Below are 13,672 nucleotides of genomic sequence, written 5' to 3' on the forward strand. Positions count from 1 at the left end.
TGGAGGAATGATCGTGTTTCATCATATTAGCGTGATGCTTAAAGAAACCATTGATGAATTAAATATAAAAGAAGATGGTGTCTACGTGGACTGCACGCTTGGTGGCGCGGGACATGCACTCTATTTATTAGAACAGCTCAGCGATGACGGTCACCTCATCGCAATTGATCAAGATGAAGAAGCACTTAAGAACGCGAAAGAAGTTCTGAAAGATCATTTGCATAAAGTGACATTGATACATAATAATTTTAGAAATATCACCCAAATATTAGAGGATTTAAATATTGAAAAGGTAGATGGCATTTATTACGACCTTGGGGTATCGAGTCCACAACTCGATGTGCCAGAGCGTGGTTTTAGCTATCATCATGATGCTGCTCTAGACATGAGAATGGATCAGACTCAATCCTTATCCGCTTACGATGTCGTAAATGATTGGGAATTCAATGATTTGATGAGAATTTTCCAACGTTATGGTGAAGAAAAATTTGCGAAACAAATCGCCAGACGTATTGAGCAGCATCGTGAAACAAAACCGATTAACACAACATTAGAACTTGTAGACATTATAAAAGAAGGTATACCAGCCAAAGCTAGACGGAAAGGTGGACACCCTGCTAAACGCGTTTTCCAAGCTATACGTATTGCAGTCAACGACGAACTTGCAGCCTTTGAAGATTCATTAGAACAAGCGATCGAATTAGTAAAAGTAAACGGAAGAATCTCTGTCATCACGTTCCACTCCTTAGAGGATCGTTTATGTAAACAAATGTTCCAAGAGTACGAAAAAGGTCCGGATGTTCCCAGAGGATTACCAGTGTTACCTGAAGCGTATACACCCAAACTCAAACGTGTGAATCGCAAACCTATTACCGCTAGTGAAGAAGATTTATCAGAAAATAATCGTGCGCGTAGTGCTAAGTTACGTGTCGCTGAAATAATGAAATAGGAGTGAATGTGGAATGGCAGTAGAAAAGGTATATCAAACTTATAACCAAGCAGAGCAACAACCGACACCAGAGACGAGACCTTCCACCGAGAAGCAAACTGTAACTAAGAAAGTCGTTGTTGGATTAACTAAATTTGAAAAAATGTTATACATAAGCCTAATAACTGTAATTGCTTTAATAAGTATTTATATGCTATCTTTAAAAATGGATGCGTACGATACTCGAGGAAAAATTGCGGATTTAGATACAAAAATTGAACAACAAGCCAGTGAGAATAGCGCATTAGAATCTGAAATCAAAAAGAACTCTTCATATGAACGCATTTACGAAAAGGCAAAAGATCAAGGAATGGGCCTTAAGAACGATAATGTAAAGGTAGTGCGTAATAATGGCGAAGCGAAAAATTAAGCTGAAAAAACCGAAATTCAAAATAAAACAGAATAAAATAGGGGCAGTCCTACTCATTTGTGGATTCGGACTGCTCTTTTTTACGTTGATCTTAAGATACTCATATATCATGTTTACCGGTCATTCTTCTGGTGAGGATTTAATGTTGAAAGCCAATGAAAAATATTTAGCACAACAGCAAGAACAACCTGAAAGAGGTAAGATTTACGATAGGAACGGGAAGATTTTAGCTGAAGATGTCGAACGGTATAAGCTTGTAGCTGTCGTTGATAAAAAGGCAAGTGAAGGCAGTAAGAAACCGAAACACGTCGTCGATAAGAAAAAAACAGCTAAAAAATTATCACAAGTCATCGATTTATCACCTAAAGAAATCGAAAAGAAATTAGATAATAATAAAGCATTCCAAGTTGAATTCGGTCAAAAAGGGACGAATTTGACTTACCAAGAAAAAGAAAAAATTGAGGATATGAAGTTACCTGGTGTTAACTTATTCCCAGAAACTGAACGTTTCTATCCAAACGGTAACTTTGGATCTCACCTCGTAGGTATGGCTCAGAAAAATCCTGATTCTGGTGATTTGAAAGGGGTCATGGGTGTAGAAAAAATATTCGACAGTTACCTCAGTGGACGTAAAGGATCCTTATCTTATATCCAAGATATTTGGGGCTACATCGCTCCAAATACGAAGAAAGAAAAAGTGCCACAACGTGGTGATGACGTGCATCTAACGATAGATTCAAACATCCAGGTTTTCGTTGAAGAAGCATTAGATGACATGGTAGACCATTTTAAACCTAAAGATGTTTTTGCAGTCGTTATGGATGCGCACAGTGGTGAAATTTTAGCATCTAGTCAACGTCCTACATTTAACCCAGAGACAGGCTCAGGTTTAGGCGAAAAATGGGCGAATGACCTTTATCAAAACACGTATGAACCTGGTTCAACGTTTAAATCATTTGGTTTAGCTGCTGCTATTCAAGAAGGCGAATTTAAACCGAATAAAAAATATAAATCTGGCCATCGAGATGTCATGGGTTCTCGCATATCTGACTGGAACGAAGTAGGTTGGGGCGATATTCCGATGTCACTCGGATTCACTTATTCATCAAACACGCTTATGATGCATCTTCAAGATCTAGTCGGTGCAGATAAGATGAAATCTTGGTATGAGCGTTTCGGCTTTGGTAAAGAAACACAAAGTTTATTCGATGGTGAAGCGCCTGGCCAAATTGCTTGGCAAAATGAAGCGCAACAAAAAACATCTGCCTTCGGTCAATCTACGACAGTTACACCGGCTCAGATGATCCAAGCACATTCAGCATTCCTCAATGATGGGAATATGTTAAAACCATGGTTCGTAGATCGCATTAACAATCCAACCGAAAAAGACACGTACTACGAAGGTAAAAAAGAAATCGCAGGTAAACCTATCGATGCTGATACTGCCAAAAAAGTACGTTCTGAACTTGATAAAGTCGTTAATAGTAAGGAAAGTCACGCAGTCAATTATCGTTTGAATGGCTATAGTTTAGAAGGTAAAACAGGTACCGCTCAAGTCGCGGATAATGACAACGGTGGTTACGTTGAAGGTGAAAATCCTTACTTTGTAAGCTTTATTGGTGACGCACCGAAAGATGATCCGAAAGTCATTGTTTATGCAGGTATGAGCTTAGCTCAGAAAAATGATCAAGAAGCTTACGAAATGGGTGTAAGTAAAGCGTTTAATCCAATCATGGAAAACACACTCAAATACTTAAATGTAGATGGTAAAGCTACTAAATCTAATTCAGATGTCAAATACAGCAAAGTACCGAATGTTGAAGGACAATCTACGGACAAAGCGCAAGAAATGTTGCAATCTAAATCACTGAATGCGACTATCATTGGTAACGGTAATAAGATTAAAGCCCAATCACCACAAACAGATAACCAATTATTACCTAATAGTCGAGTACTCTTACTCACAGATGGGGATTTGACTATGCCTGATATGTCAGGATGGACGAAAGAAGATGTCCTCGCGTTTGAAAAAATGACGCAACTGAATATCAACATGAAAGGCAGTGGCTTTGTTACAGATCAAAGCGTTTCTAAAGGTCAAAATATCAGCAAAAATGATAAAGTGACCGTGACATTAAATGCCAAAGGATTAGATGGCGAGTCATCGGACGACGATAATCAAAGTTCTAAAAACAGTAGCGCTTCTAGTGACGGAAGTCGTTCAAATGACAAAGCGGAAAATCAATCAGAATCATCTTCGAAAGACACATCTAAAGATACATCATCTAAAGAAGGTGATGAGTGATTTTGGAGTGTTCCATCTTTAGGTCGAATGATTTTAAAACATAGTTCACTCGTTCAATTGTCCCTATAGAAGTAAGATTTAATCCACGTCAGAGTCTCGTAACTCGTTATACCAAGCGGCGTTACGGCTCTGGACGTGATACATATAAAGTTTGTACATCTGCGGATTCAGTCGTACAAGCGTTGAATGATGAAAAGGAGAATATTATGGTTTACTTATTAGCAATCATCGCACTTCTAATAACATTGATTTTAGTTCCAGTGCTTATTCCAACATTAAAAAGAATGAAATTTGGGCAGAGTATTCGAGAAGAAGGTCCTCAAAGTCATATGAAGAAAACGGGTACGCCAACGATGGGCGGACTCACGTTTTTAATTAGTATTCTGGTGACAGCGATTATCGCAATGCTATTCACTGAACATACGGTAACCATTTTACTACTTACATTAGTGACTTTAGGTTTTGGTTTAATTGGATTTATTGATGACTACATCATCGTAGTTAAAAAGAATAACCAAGGCTTAACAAGTAAGCAAAAATTCTTAGCACAAATTGCGATCGCTGTCATTTTCTTCATTTTAACTGAAGTATTCAGATTAACAGAATTTGATACAGCGATTCATATTCCATTCACCACATTTGACTTACCATTATCTTATGCATATGTCATTTTCATCGTGTTCTGGCAAGTTGGATTTTCAAATGCTGTAAACCTTACAGATGGACTCGATGGCTTAGCAACAGGTTTATCTATCATTGGATTTATCATGTATGCGATTATGGCATACATTCAAGATGCGCCAGCAATCGGCCTCTTCTGTATCATCATGATCTTTGCTTTACTTGGATTCTTACCATTTAACTTAAATCCAGCCAAAGTGTTCATGGGTGATACGGGTAGCCTTGCTCTTGGTGGTGTGTTCGCGACAGTTTCTATCATGTTAAACCAAGAAATCTCATTACTCTTTATTGGTTTCGTTTTCGTCGCTGAAACACTCTCTGTTATGATGCAAGTAACGTCATACAAATTAACAGGTAAACGTATTTTCAAAATGTCACCATTACATCATCATTTTGAATTAAGTGGCTGGAATGAGACAAAAGTAACCACTGTTTTCTGGACAGTTGGTATCATCTTCGGACTAATCGGCCTATGGATTGGAGTGCATTAAGATGCTGAATTACAAAGGTTTGGAAGGTAAAGATGTATTAGTTATTGGCTTAGCAAAGAGCGGTTATGAAGCTGCTAAATTATTAAATAAATTAGGCGCAAAAGTCGTTGTTAATGATGGTAAAGATATCAGTCAAGATTCTCATGCTAAAGATTTACAAAACATGGGCATTGAGGTGATTGGCGGAGAACATCCTTTATCACTGCTCGATAATGATCCTATCGTAATTAAAAACCCGGGTATTTCGTATAATGTGCCTATCATTAAAGCAGCGACGGAACGTGGATTGAAGATCTTAACTGAGGTTGAATTAAGTTACTTGGTTTCTGAGGCACCTATCATTGGTGTGACAGGTACGAACGGTAAAACGACAGTTACATCATTGATAGGAGATATGTTTAGAAAAAGTCGAGTGACCGGTCGCTTGGCAGGTAACATTGGTTATGTAGCTTCAAAAGTAGCACAAGAAGTCGATGAAGATGATTATTTAGTTACTGAATTATCTTCATTTCAACTGTTAGGTATTGATCAATACAAACCACACATTGCGATTATCACAAACATTTACTCTGCTCATTTGGATTATCACGAAACCTTAGAAAATTATCAGAATGCGAAGCGCCGTATTTATCAAAATCAAACAGAAGATGATTACTTAATATGTAATTATCATCAACGTCATCTGATTGAAACAGAATCGTTAAAAGCGAAAACATATTATTTTTCTACACAACAAGAAGTCGATGGCATCTATATCAAAGATGGTTATATTACGTTTAGAGGTTTAAGATTAATTCATACCGATGATATCGTGTTACCGGGTGAACATAACCTAGAAAATATTTTGGCTGCTGTACTTGCAGCTATGATCGCAGGTGTACCTATTCGTGCGATTATCGATAGTCTGACAACATTTTCAGGCATCGAACACAGACTACAATATATCGGTACTAATAAAACAAATAAATATTACAATGACTCAAAAGCAACTAACACATTAGCAACGCAATTTGCACTGAATGCCTTTGATCAACCGATTATCTGGTTGTGCGGTGGTCTTGATAGAGGTAATGGTTTTGACGAACTAATTCCTTATATGTCGAATGTGCGTGTTATGGTTACCTTTGGTGAAACCCAAGAGAAGTTTAAAAAACTAGGGGAAAGCCAAGGTAAATACGTCATTAAAGCAACCGATGTAGAAGACGCAGTCGCAAAAATTCAAGATATCATTGAGCCAAATGATGTCGTATTACTCTCACCAGCATGTGCGAGCTGGGACCAATACGATACATTTGAACAACGAGGACAACGCTTCATCGATAGTTTCCGTGCGCACTTACCACAATTTTAAAGGAAGTGAATGAAGATGGCGGAAAAAGTGAAACAATTCGATTCAGAATATTTACAAGAACAGCGGCAAGTTCGGAAGCAACGTCAAAAAAAGATCCAGTACATCGTGTTCGGCATTTTGTTATTACTGATCATTTTAATTCTCTTATACATGTTCACTCCCTTAAGTAAGATCAGCAACGTAAAGATTAGTGGTAACGACCTTGTATCTGATAAAGAAATCAATCAGATGCTCAAGTTGAATAACAAGGCACGCATGTATACATACAGCACGAACAACGCGAAAGAACGATTGGAATCCAATGAGCTCATTAAAAAAGCTGAAGTCTCTAAAAAGTTCCCGAAAGATCTTCATGTAAAAATCACAGAACATCAAATAGCTGGGGTCGTTAAAGAAAAAGGAGAATACGTACCGATTCTAGAAAATGGTAAATCGATTAAAAATCGCTCTAATGATGAATTGGAAGAAGGTCCTATTCTCAGCGGATTTAAAGAAAAACAACGGGCACAACTCGTGTCTGAACTCGCAAAAATGCCTAAAAATGTTAGAAATATGATTTCAGAAATCACTTATGATCCTGAAACGAATAAACGCAATCAAATCCAACTCTTCACATCTGATAACATTCAAGTAATTGCTGATTTGAGAACAGTTGGAGATAAAATGAAATATTACGGACAAATGTCACAATCACTCCAGCGAGATGATTCGGGTGCACTTCAAAAAGATGGTTATATTGATTTAACTGTCGGTGCTTCATTTATTCCGTATGATGGAGCGAGCAGTCAACAAGCACAAAGTGATAAAAATGTAGAACAAGGAACACAAAAAGAAGATAAAGCGAAAGATGAACTACAAAGCACATTAAATAAAATTCAGAAAAACACGGACGAAAGTGATTAAAATTTATTTTATTTGAGTGTGTTTATAGTTCACAAGCAAACAAACCTATTGTAAACTTAGAGTAGTGTGATTTAGAGTAAAGTAATTGTCAGGAGGTGCCTATCTATGGAAGAGCATTATTACGTAAGTATAGATATTGGTTCATCAAGTATAAAAACAATAGTAGGCGAAAAATTTCACAACGGTATCAACGTGATAGGTACAGGACAAACCTATACGAGTGGTGTTAAAAACGGATTAATAGATGATTTTGACATCGCTCAACAAGCGATTAAAGATACAATTAAAAAAGCGTCAATAGCTTCTGGTGTTGATATTAAAGAAGTGTTCTTAAAATTACCTATTATTGGAACAGAAGTGTACGATGAAGCGAATAGAATAGAATTTACTGAAGATACAGAATTAGATGGAACACATATCGAATCAGTATTAGAAGGAATTCGCGATAAAAATGATGTTCCGGAAACAGAAGTTATCGATACGTTCCCAATTAAATTTATTGTAGATGATGAAAATGAAGTATCTGATCCTAAAGAACTTGTGGCTAGACATTCTCTAGAAGTTCAATCAGGTGTCATCGCTATTCAAAAATCTATTTTAATCAATATGATTAAATGTGTAGAATCATGTGGCGTTGACGTATTAGATGTTTTCTCAGATGCATATAACTACGGTTCATTATTATCAGCAACTGAACGTGAACTTGGTGCTTGTGTCATCGATATTGGCGAAGATGTGACACAAGTTTCATTCTTTGAACGCGGCGAACTCGTGGATGCAGACTCAATTGAAATGGCGGGCAGAGATATTACAAGTGATATCGCCCAAGGCTTTAATACCACATATGACGCTGCAGAGAAAATCAAACATCAATACGGTCATGCATTTTATGACTCAGCATCAACACATGATGTTTTCAGTGTACAACAAGTAGACAGCGATGAAAGTGAACAATATACGCAAAAAGATTTAGCAGATATCATTGAAGCACGCGTAGAAGAAATCTTCTTCAACGTATTTGACTTATTACAAGATTTAGGTTTAACCAAAGTTCACGGTGGCTTTATCGTAACAGGTGGTTCAGCTAATCTTCTTGGTGTCAAAGAATTGCTTCAAGATATGGTGAGCGAAAAAGTGAGAATTCATGTACCATCACAAATGGGTATCCGCAAACCAGAGTTTTCTTCAGCAATTTCTACAATTTCTAGCAGCATTACTTTCGATGAATTGTTAGATTATGTTACAATTAGTAATCATGACGGTGAAGAAATTGATGAAGAAGTTGAGGATACAGATTATGGTGTACAAGAAACTTCTGAGTCAGGTGGATTAGGCTGGTTTAAAAAATTAACTGGTAAAGCTGATTCATCTAAAGATACGAATAATAAACCGGAAGAGCCTGATGTAGACAGCGTTAACGAAAATACGACACAACATGAAGAAGTAGAATCAGATCGTGACGCTCAACCGCAAGAGCAAGAAGGTAAATTTAAAAAACTGATGAAATCTCTATTTGAGTGATTGGCCATAATAACTAGGAGGAAGAATAATGTTAGAATTTGAACAAGGATTTAATCATTTAGCGACGTTAAAAGTCATCGGTGTAGGGGGCGGCGGTAACAACGCCGTTAACCGAATGATTGATCACGGCATGAACAACGTAGAATTTGTTTCAATTAATACAGATGGACAAGCATTGAACTTGTCTAAAGCTGAATCTAAAATTCAAGTCGGTGAAAAATTAACACGCGGACTTGGTGCAGGTGCTAACCCTGAAATCGGTAAAAAAGCTGCTGAAGAATCACGCGAACAAATTGAAGATGCAATCCAAGGCGCAGACATGGTATTCGTAACTGCTGGTATGGGCGGCGGAACTGGTACTGGTGCTGCACCTGTCGTTGCTAAAATCGCTAAAGAAATGGGCGCTTTAACAGTCGGCGTCGTTACACGTCCATTCAGCTTTGAAGGTCGTAAACGTCAAACTCAAGCTGCTGCAGGTGTTGAAGCAATGAAAGCAGCGGTTGATACTTTAATCGTTATCCCTAACGACCGCTTATTAGACATCGTTGATAAATCTACACCAATGATGGAAGCATTCAAAGAAGCAGATAACGTATTACGCCAAGGTGTTCAAGGTATCTCAGACCTTATCGCAGTATCTGGGGAAGTTAACCTTGACTTTGCCGACGTTAAAACAATCATGTCTAACCAAGGTTCTGCCTTAATGGGTATCGGTGTTTCTTCTGGTGAAAACCGTGCAGTAGAAGCCGCTAAAAAAGCGATTTCTTCACCATTATTAGAAACTTCTATTGTCGGTGCGCAAGGTGTGTTAATGAACATCACAGGTGGAGAATCATTATCACTATTCGAAGCACAAGAAGCAGCAGACATCGTTCAAGATGCAGCTGACGAAGATGTAAACATGATCTTTGGTACCGTAATCAATCCTGAATTACAAGATGAAATCGTAGTTACAGTTATCGCTACTGGTTTTGAAGATAAACCAACTTCACAAGGTCGCAAAGCTTCAAACACAGGCTTTGGTTCAAGTGCAAACAGTAGCAGCAATAAAGAAGATAGCTACGCATCACAAGTTGGCAGCTCAAATGAAGGTCAACAAGATACAAGCTCTGAAAGCAGAGGTCACTCTACTAAAGAAGATGACATCCCCAGCTTTATCAGAAATAGAGAAGAAAGACGTTCTAGAAGATCTAGACGTTAATCAATATTAAATATTGAATCGTGTTTGTAGCGATGTACGTATATCTATTTATGTGCATCGTTTAACAAACAATCATAAATGCATCGCAACAGGTAACCGATGTAAGTATTAAATATACTTTGTGTTATCGATGATGGGGCGGGAATACGAAATCTATCCAGCAGAGGTTTATAGTAGCGTTGGCTGCTGTATCAGACACATTATGGATCGTACGAGATTCATCATGTGCTAATAGATTTGTCTTCCGCTCCTTTTTCATAACCAATACATAATCATGTGATGTGAAGTCTTGTGAAAAAGCGATAAATAGCAGTAATGAAGTCTCTTGAAAATCAATGTAAGAGTGAATGGAGGGTGTTAAGGGATGGAAGATAAATTTGTGAAAAAGCCACACATATTGCAATATGAAGATCCTGAATTATCCCATGTAACAATTGGTATGACAACTAGAGAAGATGGTGTGAGTCCATACCCGTCAAACGCGTTTAATATGGCACGTTACATTGATGATCATCCAGATCATATTTCACAACACCAACAGACACTAGCAGAAATGATTGATTTTCCAACGTCGGAATGGGTGTTTCCAATTCAAACGCATGAAAATAAAGTCGTAGAAGTGACATCAAAAGATAAAGGCACGAATATTGATGCGTTAACAGATACGTTATACGGTGTAGATGGTATGTACTCTTATGATAATTTGCTCCTAACGATGTGTTATGCTGATTGTGTACCTATCTATTTTTACAGTGAACCGCATCACTTTATTGGACTTGCACATGCAGGCTGGCGAGGAACCTATAGCCAAATTGTGTTAGAGCTCATCAAAGCCATCGATTTTGATCTGAGTGAACTTCAAGTCGTCATTGGTCCATCTACGTCTATGTCTTATGAAATTAATGATGACATTAAATCTAAGTTTGAAACACTCCCGATTGATTCAACTCAATATATTGAGACACGTGGCGATGATCGACACGGCATTGATTTAAAATTAGCTAACGCACTGCTTTTAGAACATGCCGGAGTGCCACCACAAAATATTTATCGCACAACATATGCGACTTCAGAAGACTTAGAACTCTTTTTCTCCTATCGTGTTGAAAAGGGGCAGACTGGTCGCATGTTAGCATTTATCGGTCAACATTAAGTAAAAGGGGGAAATAGTCATAAAGGTTCGGATCAATATTAAGTTACCATCATCTTTATAACTTAAACGGTTCATAGAGCCATCATGACTTTTGAACCATTACTGAAATCGCTTGTCCGATCCTTTAAAGACGTGAGATAATGGTGAATGTAAAAGAAAATCTTACAACTATACAGCAACAAATCCAAGCAGCTACTGAAAAAGGACAGCAACAGACAGAACCGAACGTGATTGCAGTCACAAAATATGTTACAATGGAGCGAGCAAAGGAAGCGTATGACGCAGGCTTACGTCATTTCGGCGAAAACCGTGTCGAAGGATTTATAGAGAAACAAGACAAGTTGCCAGATGACGTGACAATGCACTTTATCGGTTCGCTTCAATCACGGAAAGTAAAAGATGTCATCAACCAAGTAGATTATTTTCACGGGTTAGATCGTATGAAGATAGCTAAAGAAATCGACAAGCGCGCTGACCATACGATACGCTGTTTTGTACAGGTCAACGTATCAGGCGAATCTTCTAAGCATGGTATTGGACTGTCAGAAGTGAATGATTTCATTCAAGATTTAGCACAATATGAACATATTGAAGTTGTAGGTCTGATGACGATGGCACCTTTAACCGACGATGAAGATTATATTCATCAGCTATTTAAATCATTAAAAAATAAACGAGATGAAATAAAAGCACTCAATTTAACGCATGCGCCATGTACAGAATTATCCATGGGAATGAGTAACGATTTCCATATCGCAGCAGAAGAGGGCGCTTCATTTGTACGAATTGGGACTAAACTTGTAGGAAAAGAGGAGTGACCCTAGTGGCATTAAAAGATTTATTTAACGGATTCTTTGTAGTTGAAGAGGAAGAGGATGAACCAAACACACCATCTGAACCCGAACAAACAAACCAACGACAACAACAAGCACAGTCTCAGAATAACTATAGTCAAGAGGATGTAGATCGTACGGAAACACGCCGTTCATTAAAATCTGTACCTAAAAAACAAAAAGCATCAAGACTTTCTCAATCTCAAAGTGAAAGGAAGTATCAAATGAATAATACAGCGAGAAATAATAGAAATGTTGTAAATATGAATAATGAAGAGATGCTTGAACCACAAATGCAAGATAGTTCAAAAATGTGTTTATTTGAACCGCGTGTTTTCTCAGATACACAAGATATCGCCGACGAATTAAAAAATCGCCGTGCAACACTAGTGAACTTACAACGCATTGATAAAGTTTCAGCAAAACGCATCGTTGACTTTTTAAGTGGTACTGTATATGCAATCGGTGGCGATATTCAACGCGTAGGTAGTGACATTTTCCTATGTACACCTGATAATGTTGAAGTTGCTGGTACGATTACAGACCAAGTAGAATACACAGATTACCAACATGAATAGAGGAAACATAGTATGAGTTTATTAAGTATTTTAATTATTGTCTTTAGGATCATCAATCTTGTATTGCAAGTTTATTCATGGGGAATGATTGTTTATTTCCTTATGTCATGGTTTCCAGGGGCACGTGAAAATGCCTTCGGACGTTTCCTAGCAAAAATCTATGAACCGTTCTTAGATCCATTTAGAAGAATTATTCCACCTATTGGTATGCTGGATATTTCTTCATTGGTTGCATTTTTTACTTTACAATTATTCCGCATGGGTGTAAATGCGATATTTAATACGATTATCACGCATTTATTTTAATATGATTTAAATGGTTTGAGTTGCTAAAAACAACCCATCAACCCATGTGAAGCAACGAAATAACGCATAAAGTATAAAGGCTGGGGTGTCATGATACCCCAGCTTTCGTTATCAAAATCCAAATTTTAAATTGTGATCATATTAAGCGATGTACAGACACTTTAGGAGTAGAATCGATGAATATATATCAACATTTTAGAACTGAAGAACACGAGTTGATTGACCAATTAATAGATAAGTGTAATCAAGCTGATCAAACGTATGCACCTGTGTTGACTCACTTTTTAGACCCAAGAGGGCAATACATACTTGAAGTGGTCGCTGGGAGCTATGACATGTTACAGGTGCATTTTTATGGTGGTCCACATGCAGAAAGACAGCGTGCATTAATCGCACCGGATTATTTTGAACCTCAGCTTGAAGATTTTGAACTCACTGTACTTCAGCTCGATTACCCGAAAAAGTTTGTGACGATACAGCACCAACACGTGATGGGGACCATCTTGTCTCTAGGGATCACTCGAGATCAACTGGGGGATATCGCAGTAAATGACGAAATTCAGTTCGTCATTGCCTCTCCATTAGTTGATTATGTTAAAATGCATTTAACGAAGATTAAAGGAGCTTCAGTTAAACTGCATTCAATTTCGCCACAAGATATGGTACAATCAAAAGAGTCATGGCAACATGCACAAGCAACAGTCAGTGCATTACGACTTGATGTTGTATTAAAAGAGATGATTCACAAATCACGTGATATTGCGAAACAACTGATTCAGAAAAAGCGTGTCAAAGTGAATCATACGATTATAGATTCAGCTGATTTCAAACTTGATCAAGGTGATCTATTGTCCATTCAAGTTTTTGGTAGAGCCAAAATTTCTGAAGTGGGAGGCAAAACTAAGAAAGATAAGATACACATTTCATATAAAACACTTTTCAAATAGTATCATTGTTCGTTATAGTAATATCAGTGGTACGATTAAAGGGA

13 protein-coding genes are annotated in these 13,672 nt (G+C 37.6%); all 13 read left to right on the plus strand.

Annotation, left to right across the window (positions count from 1 at the left end; all coding sequences use genetic code 11):
• The first annotated feature begins 13 nt into the window (after positions 1-13).
• The 13 genes from rsmH to APS80_RS02075 all read left to right on the plus strand — a co-directional run bounded on the left by rsmH (position 14) and on the right by APS80_RS02075 (position 13,628).
• Positions 14-949 (plus strand): 16S rRNA (cytosine(1402)-N(4))-methyltransferase RsmH, encoded by a 936-nt coding sequence (rsmH, locus tag APS80_RS02015; RefSeq protein WP_059106613.1) that lies wholly within the window; start codon positions 14-16, stop codon positions 947-949.
• Between the two features lie 13 nt (positions 950-962).
• Positions 963-1,358 carry a cell division protein FtsL gene (gene ftsL, locus APS80_RS02020; protein WP_059106614.1) on the plus strand — a complete coding sequence of 132 codons (396 nt, stop codon included), beginning with the start codon at positions 963-965 and terminating at the stop codon, positions 1,356-1,358.
• A gap of 1 nt (position 1,359) precedes the next feature.
• On the plus strand, positions 1,360-3,663 hold the full coding sequence (locus APS80_RS02025) for a penicillin-binding protein (RefSeq protein ID WP_373364585.1): 2,304 nt from the start codon (positions 1,360-1,362) through the stop codon (positions 3,661-3,663).
• A 206-nt stretch (positions 3,664-3,869) separates the two neighbouring features.
• Positions 3,870-4,835 carry a phospho-N-acetylmuramoyl-pentapeptide-transferase gene (gene mraY, locus APS80_RS02030; protein ID WP_059106616.1) on the plus strand — a complete coding sequence of 322 codons (966 nt, stop codon included), beginning with the start codon at positions 3,870-3,872 and terminating at the stop codon, positions 4,833-4,835.
• Between the two features lies 1 nt (position 4,836).
• Positions 4,837-6,186 carry a UDP-N-acetylmuramoyl-L-alanine--D-glutamate ligase gene (murD, locus tag APS80_RS02035; RefSeq protein ID WP_059106617.1) on the plus strand — a complete coding sequence of 450 codons (1,350 nt, stop codon included), beginning with the start codon at positions 4,837-4,839 and terminating at the stop codon, positions 6,184-6,186.
• Positions 6,187-6,201: 15 nt separating this feature from the next.
• Positions 6,202-7,089 (plus strand): cell division protein FtsQ/DivIB, encoded by an 888-nt coding sequence (locus tag APS80_RS02040; protein WP_059106618.1) that lies wholly within the window; start codon positions 6,202-6,204, stop codon positions 7,087-7,089.
• Positions 7,090-7,194: 105 nt separating this feature from the next.
• Positions 7,195-8,610 (plus strand): cell division protein FtsA, encoded by a 1,416-nt coding sequence (ftsA, locus tag APS80_RS02045; RefSeq protein WP_059106619.1) that lies wholly within the window; start codon positions 7,195-7,197, stop codon positions 8,608-8,610.
• A gap of 28 nt (positions 8,611-8,638) precedes the next feature.
• Positions 8,639-9,811: a cell division protein FtsZ gene (ftsZ, locus tag APS80_RS02050; RefSeq protein WP_059106620.1), complete on the plus strand. Its 1,173-nt coding sequence runs from the start codon at positions 8,639-8,641 to the stop codon at positions 9,809-9,811.
• Positions 9,812-10,175: 364 nt separating this feature from the next.
• Positions 10,176-10,964, plus strand: coding sequence for a peptidoglycan editing factor PgeF (gene pgeF / locus APS80_RS02055; RefSeq protein WP_059106621.1), 789 nt, complete (start codon positions 10,176-10,178; stop codon positions 10,962-10,964).
• A gap of 140 nt (positions 10,965-11,104) precedes the next feature.
• The gene (locus APS80_RS02060; RefSeq protein ID WP_238908174.1) at positions 11,105-11,782 is read left to right on the plus strand and encodes a YggS family pyridoxal phosphate-dependent enzyme; all 678 of its coding nucleotides are present in this window, start codon (positions 11,105-11,107) and stop codon (positions 11,780-11,782) included.
• A gap of 5 nt (positions 11,783-11,787) precedes the next feature.
• Positions 11,788-12,375, plus strand: coding sequence for a cell division protein SepF (locus tag APS80_RS02065; protein WP_059106622.1), 588 nt, complete (start codon positions 11,788-11,790; stop codon positions 12,373-12,375).
• 12 nt (positions 12,376-12,387) lie between these two features.
• A complete protein-coding gene (locus tag APS80_RS02070; protein WP_059106623.1) occupies positions 12,388-12,681 on the plus strand; it encodes a YggT family protein in 294 nt (97 codons plus the stop codon).
• A gap of 176 nt (positions 12,682-12,857) precedes the next feature.
• A complete protein-coding gene (locus APS80_RS02075) occupies positions 12,858-13,628 on the plus strand; it encodes a YlmH family RNA-binding protein (RefSeq protein ID WP_059106624.1) in 771 nt (256 codons plus the stop codon).
• The last annotated feature ends 44 nt before the right edge of the window (positions 13,629-13,672 follow it).

It is taken from the genome of Staphylococcus auricularis (genome assembly GCF_001500315.1).
Taxonomy (GTDB): Bacteria; Bacillota; Bacilli; order Staphylococcales; family Staphylococcaceae; genus Staphylococcus; species Staphylococcus auricularis.